Below are 14,482 nucleotides of genomic sequence, written 5' to 3' on the forward strand. Positions count from 1 at the left end.
GGGGCCGGCTTTTGGCGTATTACAGCAGGAACAGGGTGGCAAGGCCGAGGAAGATGAAAAAGCCGCCGGTATCGGTCAGCGCGGTGATGAGCACGCTGGAGCCGACCGCTGGATCGCGACCCAGTTTGAGCATGGTCATCGGGATCACTACGCCCATCAGCGCCGCCAGCAGCAGGTTGAGCAGCATCGCCAGCGTCATCACCCCGCCCATCGCCGCGTCGCCGTACAGCAGCCAGGTGATCACGCCCATGATGCCGCCCCACACCACGCCGTTGATGATGGCCACCCCCAGCTCCCTGAGCATCAGGCGCGAGATGTTGCCGACTTCAATCTGGTGCAGCGCCAGCGCGCGCACGATCATGGTGATGGTCTGGTTGCCGGTGTTGCCGCCGATGCCGGCGACGATCGGCATCAGCGCCGCCAGCGCCACCAACTGGGAAATGGTGTGTTCGAACAGACCGATCACTCGGGAGGCGATGAATGCGGTGCAGAGGTTGATCGCCAGCCAGGCCCAGCGGGTTTTGACCGCCTTGCTGACCGGGGCGAACACGTCTTCTTCCGGGCTCAAACCGCCCATGCGGCGCAGGTTGGTGTCGCTCTCTTCGTTGACGGCGTCGACGATCTCTTCGATGGTCAGGCGGCCCATCAGTTTGCCTTTGGCATCAACCACCGGGGCGCTGATCAGGTCGTAACGTTCGAACGCGCCGGCCGCATCATCGGCCTTGTCTTCGGGTTGAAAGGTGGCGGGATCGCTGTCCATCACGTCACGCACCGGGATTTCCGGATCGTTCAGCAGCACTGCGGTCAGCGGCAGCTCGCCCAGCAGGGTGTTTTTGCGGTCGGTGACGAACAGTTTATCGGTGGCGTCGGGAATGGTTTTGCGCATGCGCAAGAAGCGGTGTACCGCGCCGAGCGTGACGTCCGGCCGCACCGTCACCAGTTCGAAATCCATCATCCAGCCGACGCTGTCTTTGGCGTACTGGCTCATCTCGCGCACCTGGGCGCGCTGCTCCGGCTCCAGCGAGGTCAGCAACCGGCCCATCAGATTTCGCGGCAGGTATTGCGCCAGGTAGGCCTGTTCGTCGACGTCCAGCGTTTTGATCGCCTTGAGCAGGTCTTTGTCGCTCATTTCCTCGATCAGGCTGTCCCAGACCGGCTCGGCGACCTCCACCAGCGTCTGGCCGCGCTTGCTGTTGCCCACCAGCCGCCACAGCGCCATACGTTCGTCCTGTGGCAGCGCTTCCAGCAGGTCCGCCAGGTCGGCGGCGTGCATGTCGTCCAACAGGCCGGTGATTTCCGCCGTCTGGTTCAGCCGTTCGCTTTGGCTGAGGGCGTGTTCATCGCCTGGTCGGCCGAGAATGCCATCGACCAATTCCTTATTGTTCAACAGCAGAGTGAGAATGCGCTGGCGGTGTTCAGCGACTTTTTTGACGTTATGGGTTGCGGCTGACATGGTGTTCCTTAACGGGCGCTCGGCGTTCCTGACGCAGGCTCATTAAAAGATAGAGCATAGCGAGTGCCGGAGTCATTTTTATGAAACGGACGGGGCGCAGCGGTTATTCAGAGGAGGCGTCCTGTTGCGGCGCGCTGACTTCGGCGGCGTTTTGCGCAGCGGCCTGCTTTTTTTCCTGATGATGAGGCACCGCCACCACGGCGGCGTACAGCAGTCGGCCGACTAAAATGATAAAGCTGATAAACAACACTATCTTCGTCATCTGTCCGGTGGTTTTCTTGCGCATATATCACCCGGTATGCCGGTGTCCTGTGTTATTCGCTCGAGAATTTGTAACCGGATTTTAGGCGCTGATGACAAAAGTTGTCCATTTTTTTCCGGCGTGCGGCACGGCGCATTAGGGTTTCGTTTAGGTTGACGGGGCGAGGGCGGAAAGAAAAACCCCCTGGCAGGCAGGGGGCGGGGGATCAGGCGGAGCGTTGTTCGTCTTGCGAGCCTTCTTCGTCGATCAGCAGCTTCCAGCCGACGACGTCGTTCCAGTAGGCCTGCTCGCGTTCGAAATCGAGCTGCACCAGGTTGTTCTGCGCCAGGTAGCCGGCCGGGAAGCGCAGCGTCCAGTGATTGTCGTCGGTGGTCAGGCGCAGCGTTTCCGGCGTGGTGGTCGACTGACGCTGGTTGTTGAGCAGGGTGCTCAGGCGTAGCAGCTGGATCAGCGGCAGGTAGTGTTTCTTTTTGAACAGGTTGAGGCGCGGCAGCTCTTCGAGCTTGATCGCCTTGCGGTGGAAACGCACCAGCGCCGACAGCAGCAGCTGCTGTTCCTGGTTGAAGCCAGGCAGATTGGAGTTTTGCAGAATGTAGGCCGAATGGCGGTGCATGCCGCTGTGGTTGATGCTCAGCCCCACTTCGTGCAGCATGGCGGCCCATTTCAGCAGGGCCTCCAGCTGTGGATGCACCAGCTTGGTGTTTTGCGCCATCCACTGCGAGTAGAGCAGCTCGGTGGTTTCCAGCACCCGCTTGGCCTGTTCGCGGTCGATGTTGTAGTGATCGGCCAGGCTTTTGGCGGTGCGGCTGCGGATGTCCTGGTGGCGGAAACGGCCTTCCATTTCATACAGCACGCCTTCGCGCAGCGCGCCATCGGACAGGCGCAGATCGCGGATCGCCAGCGCGTCGAACACGCCGCACAGAATAGCCAACCCCGGCACGAACACCGATTGGCGGTCTTCCGACAGCCCCGGCAGGCTCAGCGAGCCGAAGCTTTTGAACTGCAGCACCTGTTCGGCGAGCATTTCCAGGCGATCCAGGGTGATGAGGCCGTCTTTTTCTCCCATCGCCACCAGCACTTCGTGGGCGGCTTTGATGGTGCCCGAGGCGCCCAGCGCGTACTGCCAGCCTTGAATGCGGTACTGCCAGGCCAGCGTTTCCAGCTTCTGCGCCGCCGCCAGCCGCGCGCGGCGGAAGTTGTTTTTGCTGATCTCGCCGCCCGGGAAGAACAGCTGGGCGAAGCTGACGCAGCCCATGCGGCGGCTTTCCGCCAGCAGCGGCTCGAAGTCTTCGCCGATCACCAGTTCGGTGGAGCCGCCGCCGATGTCGATCACCAGCTTGCGGCCTTTCTCCGGCTGAGTGTGCTCCACGCCCATGAAGATCAGACGTGCTTCTTCCTGACCGGCGATGATTTCGATCGGGTAGGGGATCACTTTGGCGGCGCGCTTGAGGAACACTTCGGCGTTCACCGCCTGACGCAGGGTGTGAGTCCCAACGATGGTGACGTTATCCGCCGGGAAGCCCTGCAGCCGTTCGGCAAACAGGGCCAGGCAGGCCAGGCCGCGCTCTATCGCCTCTTCACTGAGTACGTTGTTGCTGTCCAATCCGTCGGCGAGATGCACTCGCTGTTTTAAACGGCCCAATACCTGTAAGGCGCCGTTGACGACGCGGGCGATCACCATGTGGAAACTGTTCGACCCGAGGTCGATGGCGGCGATTTCCTGCGGTTTGTTCGTTGCAGTGTTTTTTAGCGGCATAGTTGCTGGCCTACTGTCCTGGTTGTTCCAGAGCTTTTAAATACTCGTAAATAGCCACCTGGGCACGCACTTTGCGGCGGTTGCCGCGCGGCACGTACTGGTTGCTCAGTTCTTTATCCACATAACGGGCCTTGACCGTATCGCTGAACAGGATCTCCAGAATGTCCAGAACGCGCTGTTTCAGCGCCGGATCCAGCAGCGATACCGCCACTTCGATACGGTAATCTATGTTGCGGGTCATCCAGTCGGCGGAGGACAGATACACCCGTTTGTCACCTTTGTTGTCGAAAACGTAAACCCGATCGTGTTCCAAAAAGCGATCGACGATGCTGATCACCTGAATATTGTCGCTGATCCCCGGCAGGTTGGGAATCAGGGAACACATGCCCCGCACCAGCAGGCGGATCTTCACGCCGGCGCCGGACGCGGTATATAACCGATCTACCAGCCCTTTATCCACCAGATTATTAATTTTCAACATAATGCCGGCCTGTTCCCCGGCCTGGGCGTTGGCGATTTCGTTGTCGATCAGCTCATACAGCTTCAGGCGCGAGTTCTGCGGCGACACCATCAGGTTGTCGAAGGTGACCGGCCGGTAGGGGTTCTCGATAAAGTTGAATACCCGGCGCACCTCGTTGGTGATGCGTGAGTCGGCGGTCAACAGCGAATAGTCGGTGTAGATGCGCGCGGTTTTTTCGTTAAAGTTGCCGGTACCGATATGAGCATAGCGCACAATTTCATCGCCTTCACGGCGCGAAATCAGGAACAGTTTGGCGTGGATTTTCAGGCCCGGCGCCGAGAAGATCACGTGCACGCCGGCCTCGGTCAGGCGCTTCGCCCAGTGAATGTTGGCCTCTTCGTCGAAGCGTGCCTGCAGCTCGACCACCACCGTGACCTTTTTGCCGTTGTGCGCGGCGTGGATCATCGATTCGATGATGCGCGAATCTTTCGCCACCCGGTAGATGTTGATCTTGATCGCCAACACGCTCGGATCGAACGACGCCTGGCGCAGCAATTCCAGTACGTGCTCGAAGGTGTGGTACGGGTAGTAGAGCAGCACGTCTTTTTCGCGAATGGCGTCGAAGCCGTTGCGGAAACCGTCGAACCAAATGTGGCGCAGGCGCGGCAGCGGCTTGTTGACCAGATTGGCCTTGCCGACGTTCGGGAAACTGATGAAATCTTTGAAGTTGTGGTAGCGGCCGCCGGCGATCACCGAATCGTAGTTGGAGATGCCCAGTTTGCCGCGCAGCAGTTCCACCATTTCGTTCGGCATGTCGCGCTGATACACGAAGCGCACCGGCTCGGCGGTCAGGCGCTGTTTCAGGCTGGAGGACATCAGTTCCAACAGGCTGGATTCCATTTCGGTGACCAGATCGTACTCCGCGTCGCGGGTCATTTTCATCGAGTAGGCGTTGAGCGCGTCGTAGTCGAAGAAGCCCTTGAAGATATCGTCCAGGCAGTAACGCAGAATGTTATCCAGTAGGATCATCGGCTTACGGCGGCGCGGCGCTTCCGGCGGCAGATTAACGAAGCGCGGCACCTTGTCGGACGGGATCTCCAGCAGCGCATAGTCGATGCGCGCGCCGCGAATGATCTCCACCGCCAGATAGGTGTAATCGTCTTTCAAGAACTGCACCAGGTTGGTGTCGTGGTTGATCAGGATCGGTGTGATGTGCTGGCGCAGATGCTGTTTGAAATATTGCCGCAGCCAGATTTGCTGGTTCTCGGACACCTGGCGTTCGTTGATCAGGAAGATCTGGTTACGCGCCATTTCAAGCAGCAGATCGTTGTACAGGCTGTCGAACTCCTGATCGGTTTTCAGCACCTTGGCCTGGATCTTTTTCAGCAGGTGGCGCGAGGCGCCGGCGGAGCCTTGCTCTTCGCTGATCAGGATGCGCCGTTTGAGATCGGCGAAGCGGACTTTATAGAACTCGTCGAGGTTGTTGGAGTAAATGCCCAGAAAACGCATACGTTCAATCAGGGGATTGCTCTTATCTGCGGCTTCCTGCAACACGCGTTCATTAAAGGATAACCAGCTTAGTTCTTTTTCGATGTAGAGCTTTTCCTGACCCATTGCCACTCCAGTTCAAATTTAGAATAGGATCCGGGACGCAGCGCCCGGATGCCGCTCTAGTGTCCTTCATCATTATTGCGAGAGATTGACAGGAAAGTCCAACATATCCATTGCGTTGGCGCGCGACGTTTTTCGGCGGCAATAAATTTTCGCCGAGGCGGGATGCCCGGCAGTGGAATGAGTAGCATGAAATGACGATTAGCGGGCTCATTTTTGGAGATATCAAGCGTGTTTACGTTCATTTTTCAGCAATATACCCACGCCATATTGTCTTTTTGCAGTGTAAAAAACCTGGGTTGTGGCGGGCAACTTTGTCATGCAAACGTCATAAAACTGACATAAGATGCCCGGTTATCTTACGGCGCAAGTCCGATTACATCAGCGACAGCGAGACACATGACACAGACGACAGCAAACCAACATCCCCGAGATCGCCTGCGCGGGCGCATCGACCGCGGCGTGCAGGCGGCAGTAACCGCCAGCGGGCTGATGGTGCTGATGACGTTGATGCTGATCTTCGTTTATCTGCTGTTTGCGGTGCTGCAGCTGTTCAAACCGGCCTCGCTTGGGCAGGCGCAGCCGTTGCCGATCGCGGCGTCGGCCCCGGCGCTGGCGCTGGGTATGGACGTGCAGCAGCGCGTAGGTTATCGCATCGACGCGCAGGGCGCGGGGCAATTTTATCGTCTGACGCCGGCGCCGAGCGGCCAGGCCCAGACGCCGCTGGCGCAGCAGACGCTGCTGGCCAAACCGGCGCTGCTCGCGCAGGCTGCCGGAGAGCGCGATCTGTTTGCGCTGGCGCAGGCCGACGGCCGGTTGGTGGTGGCGCGTGCGGATTTCGCGACGGCGGAAAACGGCCGGCCGCAGTGGTTGTTCCCGCTCGGGCAGCAGCCATTGGCGTTGGATCCACAGCGCAAGCCGCTGAAACTGCTGTCGCTGGCGGATGCGCATCGCGGGCAGTATTTGCTGGCTGGAGTGACCGACGATCGGCGGCTGGTGTTCGGCCGTTTCAGCCCTGACCGGCCGCCGCAGTTCAGCGAGCGGCCGCTGGAACAGGATGCAGAGCAACAGGTGCTGACGCCGGATGGCCGCCAGCTTTACCTGCTGACCGGCAACCGGCTGGCGCGTTATGAAATCGACGGCGTGCAGCTGCAGCTGCGTGAAACGCGTACCCTTGGCGAACATGCCCCGTATCAGATGACGGCGCTGCCCGGCGGCAGCGCGCTGCTGATCAAGGGCGCCGACGGCAATCTGCGCGAGTGGTTCGAAGTAGAAAAAGAGCAGCGCTGGCGCCTGACGCCGGTGCAGCATTTCGACCATGGTGCCGACGGGCAGGAGCTGACGGTGGCTGAGCCCTATCGCCGGGTGTTCGCCACCCTGCGGCCCGATGGCGGCTTCTCGCTGTTCTCCACTATTCAACCGCAGCCGCTGCTGAATACCCGTTTGGGCGCCGAGGTGCGGCAGATGGCGTTCGCGCCGCGTGGCGATGGCCTGCTGCTGGAGAGCGCACAGGGCTGGCAGCGCTATGCGCTCGACAACCCGTATCCGGACGTCACCTGGCGTTCGCTGTGGGGCAAGGTGTGGTATGAGAACTACCCGCAGCCGGCCTACGTCTGGCAGTCCACCTCCGGCGAAGACAGCTACCAACCCAAATTCAGTTTGATGCCGGTGATCTTCGGCACCTTCAAGGCGGCGGCTTACGCGATGCTGTTCGCCATTCCCTTGGCGCTGGCCGGCGCCATTTACACGGCTTACTTTATGACGCCGGGGCTGCGGCGGGTGATCAAACCGGCTATCGAAGTGATGGGCGCGCTGCCGACGGTGGTGATCGGGTTGGTGGCCGGCATTTGGCTGGCGCCGATCATCGAGCAGTATCTGTTGGCGGTGCTGGCGTTACCGCTGCTGCTGGCGGCGGCGGTGCTGCTGTGCGGCGCGTTGACCCATTGCTTTATGCCGCGCTGCCGGCCGGGTGTCGATCTGCTGTTGCTGTTGCCGCTGCTGGCGTTGACGGTGTGGCTGGCGCTTAGCCTGGGGCCGCAGCTGGAGGTGGCGCTGTTCGGTGAGCCGTTGCATTTCTGGCTGGGGGATAATTACGACCAGCGCAATGCGCTGGTGGTGGGCGTGGCGATGGGCTTCGCGCTGGTGCCGATCATCTTCTCGCTGGCGGAGGACGCGCTGTTCAGCGTGCCGGCCACCCTGAGCCAGGGCTCTTTGGCGCTGGGCGCCACCCAATGGCAGACGGTGATCAAGGTGGTGCTGCCTTCCGCCAGCGCCGGCATTTTCTCCGCGCTGATGATCGGCTTTGGCCGCGCGGTGGGGGAAACCATGATCGTGCTGATGGCCACCGGCAATACGCCGATTATCGACGGCAGCCTGTTCCAGGGGCTGCGGGCGTTGGCGGCCAATATCGCCATTGAAATGCCGGAGGCGGTCTCCGGCAGCAGCCATTACCGCGTGCTGTTCCTGACCGCGCTGGTGTTGTTTGTCTTCACCTTCGTGTTCAACACGCTGGCGGAGGCGGTGCGCCTGCGGCTGCGCAAGCGCTACACGCCGAATCAGGAGGCGCCATGAAGAACTGGGTGAAGAGCGGGTCGCCGTGGATTTGGCTGACCGCCGGTTCGGTGGCCGTCAGCCTGTTGGCGCTGATCGGCATTCTGTTGCTGCTGGCCGGACAAGGGATGCGTTATTTCTGGCCGAGCCCGGTTTATCAGTTTGAGTTGAATCAGAACGGCGCCGGGCCGGTGACGGTGATCGGCGAGCTGTACCAGCAGCAAAGCATTTCGCGCCGCCAGCTGACGGAGGCGGGCGTGGCGCCGCCGGGCGAGGCGCAGAGCGTCGAACGCTATCTGATCAAGGTCGGTAACCGCGAGCGCGAGGGGCAGGATTTTCGCACGCTGCTGGCCAGCGACATCCGCAGCCAAAGCACGCCGCGCAGCCTGCTGGTGCTGGAGCGCGACAGCCACGGTACCGCCTACGGCTATCTGGCGGGGCTGCTGGAGGATGGGCAACCACTGACCGGCCGCAATCTGGGGCAGGCGTTGCAGCAGCGGCTGCCACAAATCGCCGCGCTCTCGCGCCAGGCGCACGACATTCAATTCCTCGATATGGCGCGCATCAATCAGCAGTTTGACGCGCTGCGGCTGCGGGAAAAGCGCCTGCAGCGCGACGATAAGCTGGATGCCCGCGCGCAGGACGCCATCAAGGCCGAGCGGCTGGAGTTGCAGCGGCAATACCAGCTGCTGTCCGAACGCCTGGCGGGGCTAAACCGCGATCGCCAGCGCGATGCGTTGCTGCTGCGCGACATGCACGGCCAGACGTTGACCATTCCGCTCAGCCAGGTGCGTGATGCCTGGTACCCGAACGCCATGAACACCACCGAGAAGCTGGCACACTGGGGCGAACAGGTGAAGAAATTCCTCACCGACAGCCCGCGCGAAGCGAATACCGAAGGCGGGGTGTTCCCGGCCATTTTCGGCACGGTATTGATGGTGATCCTGATGTCGATCGTGGTGATGCCGTTTGGCGTGATCGCGGCGGTGTATCTGCACGAGTATGCCGGCAACAATCTGCTGACGCGGGTGATTCGCATTGCGGTGGTCAACCTGGCCGGCGTGCCCTCGATCGTCTACGGCGTCTTCGGCCTCGGCTTTTTCGTTTATATGATAGGCGGCACGCTCGATCAGCTGTTCTATCCTGAATCCTTGCCCAACCCGACCTTCGGCACGCCCGGCGTGCTGTGGGCGGCGCTGACGCTGGCGCTGCTGACGCTGCCGGTGGTGATCGTCGCCACCGAGGAAGGGCTGTCGCGCATTCCCACCTCGCTGCGGCAGGGTTCGATGGCGCTGGGTGCCAGCCGGGCCGAGACGCTGTGGCGCATCGTGCTGCCGATGGCGGCGCCGGCGATGATGACCGGCCTGATTCTGGCGGTGGCGCGCGCCGCCGGGGAGACCGCGCCGCTGATGCTGGTGGGGGTCGTGAAGTCGGTGCCGGTGCTGCCGGTGGACGAGATTTTCCCGTATCTGCACCTGGAACGGAAGTTCATGCATTTGAGCTTTCAGATCTACGATATGGCATTCCAGAGCCCGAGCGTGGAGGCGGCGCGGCCGCTGGTGTTCGCCACCGCCTTCCTGCTGGTGACGATCGTGGTGAGTTTGAATCTGGCGGCGATGGGTATCCGCCATTCGTTGAGGGAGCGGTACCGAGCATGGTCGCAGTAACAATGACGCTATTTTTGGGGAGTGCGTAATGGGTTTGATGACGCCAGGCAGTTTGCCCCGGCTGGATGTCCAGCATCTCGACGATGAACAGACCGCGCTGGCGGTCAACGGACTGAACCTGTTTTATGGTGACAAACAGGTGCTGCACGATATTTCGCTGCGCATTCCGAAGCACCGGGTGACGGCCCTGATCGGCCCTTCGGGCTGCGGCAAATCGACGCTGCTGCGCTGTTTCAACCGCATGAACGATCTGGTGGATAACTGCCGCATCGAGGGCGAGCTGCAGCTGAACGGCGCGCCGATCTCCGGCGCGCAGATCGACGTGGCGGCGCTACGGCGGCGAGTGGGCATGGTGTTCCAGCGGCCGAACCCGTTCCCGAAATCGATCTATGAAAACGTGGTGTACGGTCTGCGGCTGCAGGGCGTGCGCGACCGGCGTTTGCTGGATGAAGCGGTGGAGCGTTCGCTGCGCGCCGCCGCGCTGTGGCATGAGGTGAAGGATCGGCTGCGCGAAAATGCATTCCGCTTGTCCAGCGGCCAGCAGCAGCGCCTGGTGATCGCGCGCGCCATCGCCATCGAGCCGGAGGTATTGCTGCTCGACGAGCCGACCTCGGCGCTCGATCCGATCTCCACGCTAACCATCGAAGAGCTGATTTCCGCGCTGAAACAGCGTTACAGCGTGGTGCTGGTGACGCACAACATGCAGCAGGCGGCGCGCGTCTCCGACTACACCGCCTTTATTCATCAGGGGCGGCTGGTGGAGTACAACGACACCGACGCGATTTTCACCTCGCCGCGCCAGCGCCGCACCGAGGATTATATTACCGGGCGGTATGGGTGAGGGATGAGCGACGGAGGTTTTTGTTCTCCGTCGCATCGATATGCCGGCGTTGTTATGCCGTGTCTATGACTTTTTATTCCATCTGGATTTACAGACGCATTGAGACGATATAGATTACATTTTTGGCATAAATCTCACAGTCTGCGAGCTTGCTTTATCCAATCATTCATTATTGATTACATTATCCCTAATAAATGATCTGCAATTTATATATAAGGACATATATGCATGACTATTGATACGAATTATATCAAAGATATTGTTATTCCCACGCTAACGTTATTATTTCCTGTTTTTATTTCAGTGGTAAAATGGTGGTATTCACGCTGGTCAAAGAATTACGACAGTCGCCGCAATAACCAGTTTGACCGAGTCAGCGATGTTAAACGTCAGTCTGTTCTGTCACGCATTCAGGGGTTGCGGGATGGGCCACAGAACGGAATGGTGCCGCTGCGAACCAAAGCACTCTATGAAAGTATCGGCATCCGTTTACCAGTCTGGGTGGCGCACCAACTGGTAGATTATCTGGGCCGTGCACCAGTGGCATTGAGCGATCTTGCGCTGAACTGTTTCTTGCGCCGCACCTCCCTCACTTCGAACAAAAACGACGTTTTTTCCTTGGATGGCTGCCGGCTGCTACACCAGCGTGTTTCGCTGTTTGTGTTCCTAATCATTAGCGCGTTGGCTATCACTTGGGGATTCTACATCAGCGTGTTTCCATTGGCGGAAAGCGGAGCCAGCGCGACAGATAACAGCCCCTTGTGGGGAGTATTCTTCTTCTTTGCCTATCTGATGATGGCGATTTTCGTCGTGGCCTGGTCGATTAATGAATGGGAGTCCCTGCGGCATGCCAAGGCTTTCTGGCTGAAGTGGCAGCCCCACCTGTATCAAACCGAAGCGGAGTATCAGGCGCATTGTCAGCATGCGCGCAATGTTGCGGCGCAGGAAAACGTACCGGATATCGCTTCGGACACCGCTGCCGATTTGTCACCGGCCGAAAAGCCACTGCGTGGATGGCTGATGCGTAGGCTGGGCAAGAAAGATAATTAACCTCTAAGCGTCATATCATCACATGACTCTTAACGTGTTTTATCGGCTAGCCTCAACACGCCCCCCACCAGCAGCAACGCAGCCCCCGAGGCATAGAGCGGGAACCAGCGTGTCCACCAGAGCGGGGAAAATAGCGGGGTGCTATTGGGATCTGCGGAGGCGTAGCCGCTATAGGTATTTAGGCCGGCGGTTATGGCGAACATGACCAGACCGATAAAAATCAGCAGGTTTGAGACGGTCATCATGGTTTTTTTCCTTTGTAGAGGCAGAGGGTAACTCTTACTATCACTATTAATTATTGCTCGATTAATTATCGCGGATTAATATTATTTATTTCCGCATTCATCAGGCTATTTACTGACGATAAAATAGCATCCATTAATACTAGTCACTTATTTTCCAATAAAAAACCCGCCTGCGCGGGTTTTCACTTTTTTCTCGCTCAGCGTCACTTCACCAGCGGCTTATCATTGGGCGTTTTGAACTTCGCCAGGTATTGCGGCTGGAAGATGCACATGCGCAGCACGGTGCGGTATTCGCCGTTGACGAAGAACTCGTCGATCAGCTCGCCTTCCACGTTGAAGCCCAGCTTGCTGTAGATGTGGATCGCCTTCGGGTTCTCCTTGTCGACGATCAGGTACAGCTTGTACAGGTTCAACACCGAGAAGCCGTAGTCCATTGCCAAGCGGGCGGCGGTGCTGGCGTAACCTTTGCCCTGGTGGGCAGGGTCGATGATGATCTGGAACTCTGCGCGGCGATGGATGTGATCGATCTCCACCAGCTCCACCAGGCCGACCTTGGCGCCTTCGTGTTCGATGATGAAGCGGCGCTCGCTCTGATCGTGGATGTGTTTATCGTAGAGATCGGAAAGCTCGACAAAGGCTTCGTAGGGTTCTTCAAACCAATAGCGCATAACGCTGGCGTTGTTGTCCATCTGGTGGACGAACGACAGATCGTCCCGTTCCAATGGGCGTAACCTGACGCTGGCAGTGCTGGACATGTGGGCTCCTCTGTGCCGTGAAATTGTGCAAAGTATAACTTCACAGAATGGATGAAGGCGAAAAAAAACGGCGCCGCGTGGGCGCCGTTTAGGCAAGGTTCAGGCTGCGCGCATCAGTCGGCGGCGTGACCCTGCTCAGGCAGGCGTTCGCCGTCCAGCCAGGCGGCGCCATCGCGCATCGCCAGGCGGCCGTCGACGAACCAGCTCACCACCAGTGGATAGATCGTGTGTTCCTGGGTTTGCACCCGTTCAACCACGTCATCTTCTTCGTCGTCAGCGAAAATCGGCACCTTGGCCTGCAAAATCACCGGGCCGCCGTCGAGCTGTTCGGTCACGAAGTGTACCGAGGTGCCGTGTTCGCTGTCGCCGTTGTCGATGGCCTGACGATGCGTATGCAGCCCCGGGTATTTCGGCAGCAGGGAAGGGTGGATGTTCAGCATGCGGCCGGCATAGCGCTGCACGAACTGCGGGCTGAGGATACGCATGTAGCCGGCCAGCACCACCAGATCGGGCTGGTGTTGGTCGATAGCGTCCGCCAACGCGGCGTCGAACGCCGCGCGATCGGCGTAGGCTTTGGCATCCAGCGCCTGAGCGGCGATGCCGGCCGCCTCGGCGCGCTGCAGGCCGTAAGCCTGCGCCTTGTTGCTGAACACCGCCACGATCTCGGCGGCGATGCGGCCCTGCTGGCAGGCGTCAATCAGCGCCTGGAGATTGCTCCCCTGGCCGGAGACCAACACCACGATCTTTTTCATCAGTTGATGACCACTTGTTGTTCGTCGGAAGAGGCGGTCAGTTTACCGATTTTCCACGCTTTTTCACCTGCCGCGGTCAGCAGCGCGATGGCCGCTTCCACTTCGGCTTCCGGCAGGGCGATGATCATGCCTACGCCGCAGTTGAAGGTGCGGTACATTTCATGACGGCTGACGTTGCCGGCCTGCTGCAGCCAGGTGAACACCGCCGGCCACTGCCAGCTGGCTTCGTCGATCACCGCCTGCATGCCTTCCGGCAGCACGCGTGGAATGTTTTCCCAGAAGCCGCCGCCGGTGAGGTGAGCGATGGCGTGTACGTCCGCCTTCTCGATCAGCTCCAGCACGGACTTCACGTAAATCTTGGTCGGCGCCAGCAGGTGGTCGGCCAGCGGTTTGCCTTCCAGCTGGGTGGCGGTCGGATCGGTGTTGCTCACTTCCAGGATTTTGCGCACCAGCGAGTAGCCGTTGGAGTGCGGGCCGGAAGCGCCCAGAGCGATCAGCGCGTCGCCGGACTGCACTTTGCTGCCGTCGATGATCTCGGATTTTTCGACCACGCCGACGCAGAAACCGGCCACGTCGTAATCTTCGCCGTGGTACATGCCCGGCATTTCAGCGGTTTCGCCGCCCACCAGCGCACAGCCGGACTGTTTGCAGCCCTCGGCGATGCCGGTGATCACGCTGGCCGCGGTGTCTACATCCAGCTTGCCGGTCGCGTAGTAGTCGAGGAAGAACAATGGCTCGGCGCCCTGAACCACCAGATCGTTGACGCACATCGCCACCAGATCGATGCCGATGGTGTCGTGGCGTTTCAGATCCATCGCCAGACGCAGCTTGGTGCCCACGCCGTCGGTACCGGAAACCAGCACCGGCTCGCGGTATTTCTGCGGCAACGCACACAGGGCGCCAAACCCGCCCAGACCGCCCATCACTTCCGGGCGACGGGTCTGTTTAACTACACCTTTGATGCGATCTACCAATGCGTTGCCTGCATCGATATCGACACCTGCGTCTTTATAGCTGAGAGAGGTTTTGTCGGTCACTGCGCGATTCCCCACGACGGTTTGCGGTTTGAAAACTGTGCTT

At 59.7% G+C, this 14,482-nt stretch carries 12 protein-coding genes; 4 read left to right on the forward strand and 8 right to left on the reverse strand.

The window, feature by feature from the left end; all coding sequences use genetic code 11:
- Positions 1 to 19: 19 nt before the first annotated feature.
- The 4 genes from mgtE to ppk1 all read right to left on the reverse strand — a co-directional run bounded on the left by mgtE (position 20) and on the right by ppk1 (position 5,545).
- The gene (mgtE, locus tag ACYF6X_RS02170) at positions 20 to 1,453 is read right to left on the reverse strand and encodes a magnesium transporter (protein WP_025303851.1); all 1,434 of its coding nucleotides are present in this window, start codon (positions 1,451 to 1,453) and stop codon (positions 20 to 22) included.
- Positions 1,454 to 1,556: 103 nt separating this feature from the next.
- Positions 1,557 to 1,739, reverse strand: coding sequence for a YfgG family protein (locus ACYF6X_RS02175; RefSeq protein ID WP_004941600.1), 183 nt, complete (start codon positions 1,737 to 1,739; stop codon positions 1,557 to 1,559).
- Positions 1,740 to 1,920: 181 nt separating this feature from the next.
- Positions 1,921 to 3,471 carry an exopolyphosphatase gene (ppx, locus tag ACYF6X_RS02180; RefSeq protein ID WP_063990488.1) on the reverse strand — a complete coding sequence of 517 codons (1,551 nt, stop codon included), beginning with the start codon at positions 3,469 to 3,471 and terminating at the stop codon, positions 1,921 to 1,923.
- A gap of 10 nt (positions 3,472 to 3,481) precedes the next feature.
- Positions 3,482 to 5,545 (reverse strand): polyphosphate kinase 1, encoded by a 2,064-nt coding sequence (gene ppk1, locus ACYF6X_RS02185; protein ID WP_130018166.1) that lies wholly within the window; start codon positions 5,543 to 5,545, stop codon positions 3,482 to 3,484.
- 396 nt (positions 5,546 to 5,941) lie between these two features.
- Here ppk1 and ACYF6X_RS02190 point away from each other — a divergent pair, with 396 nt between their 5' ends.
- From ACYF6X_RS02190 to ACYF6X_RS02205, 4 genes are all read left to right on the forward strand, one after another.
- Positions 5,942 to 8,113, forward strand: a complete 2,172-nt coding sequence (locus tag ACYF6X_RS02190; RefSeq protein WP_130018167.1) for an ABC transporter permease subunit — start codon at positions 5,942 to 5,944, stop codon at positions 8,111 to 8,113.
- Entirely contained in the window at positions 8,110 to 9,759 is a 1,650-nt protein-coding gene (gene pstA, locus ACYF6X_RS02195) for a phosphate ABC transporter permease PstA (RefSeq protein WP_107227867.1), read from the forward strand. The genes ACYF6X_RS02190 and pstA overlap by 4 nt, the downstream gene beginning before the upstream one ends.
- 28 nt (positions 9,760 to 9,787) lie before the next feature.
- Complete coding sequence (gene pstB / locus ACYF6X_RS02200) at positions 9,788 to 10,600, forward strand: phosphate ABC transporter ATP-binding protein PstB (RefSeq protein ID WP_130018168.1); 813 nt, start codon at positions 9,788 to 9,790, stop codon at positions 10,598 to 10,600.
- Positions 10,601 to 10,828: 228 nt separating this feature from the next.
- Complete coding sequence (locus ACYF6X_RS02205; RefSeq protein WP_130018169.1) at positions 10,829 to 11,650, forward strand: hypothetical protein; 822 nt, start codon at positions 10,829 to 10,831, stop codon at positions 11,648 to 11,650.
- Positions 11,651 to 11,679: 29 nt separating this feature from the next.
- Here the strand turns inward: ACYF6X_RS02205 and ACYF6X_RS02210 are convergent, their stop codons facing one another.
- The 4 genes from ACYF6X_RS02210 to purM all read right to left on the reverse strand — a co-directional run bounded on the left by ACYF6X_RS02210 (position 11,680) and on the right by purM (position 14,439).
- Complete coding sequence (locus ACYF6X_RS02210) at positions 11,680 to 11,895, reverse strand: hypothetical protein (protein ID WP_063990482.1); 216 nt, start codon at positions 11,893 to 11,895, stop codon at positions 11,680 to 11,682.
- Positions 11,896 to 12,098: 203 nt separating this feature from the next.
- A complete protein-coding gene (speG, locus tag ACYF6X_RS02215; protein ID WP_004941631.1) occupies positions 12,099 to 12,650 on the reverse strand; it encodes a spermidine N1-acetyltransferase in 552 nt (183 codons plus the stop codon).
- Between the two features lie 113 nt (positions 12,651 to 12,763).
- A complete protein-coding gene (gene purN, locus ACYF6X_RS02220) occupies positions 12,764 to 13,402 on the reverse strand; it encodes a phosphoribosylglycinamide formyltransferase (RefSeq protein WP_063990481.1) in 639 nt (212 codons plus the stop codon).
- Entirely contained in the window at positions 13,402 to 14,439 is a 1,038-nt protein-coding gene (gene purM, locus ACYF6X_RS02225; RefSeq protein ID WP_130018170.1) for a phosphoribosylformylglycinamidine cyclo-ligase, read from the reverse strand. The genes purN and purM overlap by 1 nt, the downstream gene beginning before the upstream one ends.
- Between the last annotated feature and the right edge of the window lie 43 nt (positions 14,440 to 14,482).

It is taken from the genome of Serratia sp. ID 25-353, from assembly GCF_054792795.1.

Excerpts from the sequence above, each read along its gene's own strand:
- mgtE (WP_025303851.1), bottom strand. The coding sequence starts at position 1,453 with ATGTCAGCCGCAACCCATAACGTCAAAAAAGTCGCTGAACACCGCCAG.
- ACYF6X_RS02175 (WP_004941600.1), bottom strand. The coding sequence starts at position 1,739 with ATGCGCAAGAAAACCACCGGACAGATGACGAAGATAGTGTTGTTTATC.
- ppx (WP_063990488.1), bottom strand. The coding sequence starts at position 3,471 with ATGCCGCTAAAAAACACTGCAACGAACAAACCGCAGGAAATCGCCGCC.
- ppk1 (WP_130018166.1), bottom strand. The coding sequence starts at position 5,545 with ATGGGTCAGGAAAAGCTCTACATCGAAAAAGAACTAAGCTGGTTATCC.
- ACYF6X_RS02190 (WP_130018167.1), top strand. The coding sequence starts at position 5,942 with ATGACACAGACGACAGCAAACCAACATCCCCGAGATCGCCTGCGCGGG.
- pstA (WP_107227867.1), top strand. The coding sequence starts at position 8,110 with ATGAAGAACTGGGTGAAGAGCGGGTCGCCGTGGATTTGGCTGACCGCC.
- pstB (WP_130018168.1), top strand. The coding sequence starts at position 9,788 with ATGGGTTTGATGACGCCAGGCAGTTTGCCCCGGCTGGATGTCCAGCAT.
- ACYF6X_RS02205 (WP_130018169.1), top strand. The coding sequence starts at position 10,829 with ATGACTATTGATACGAATTATATCAAAGATATTGTTATTCCCACGCTA.
- ACYF6X_RS02210 (WP_063990482.1), bottom strand. The coding sequence starts at position 11,895 with ATGATGACCGTCTCAAACCTGCTGATTTTTATCGGTCTGGTCATGTTC.
- speG (WP_004941631.1), bottom strand. The coding sequence starts at position 12,650 with ATGTCCAGCACTGCCAGCGTCAGGTTACGCCCATTGGAACGGGACGAT.
- purN (WP_063990481.1), bottom strand. The coding sequence starts at position 13,402 with ATGAAAAAGATCGTGGTGTTGGTCTCCGGCCAGGGGAGCAATCTCCAG.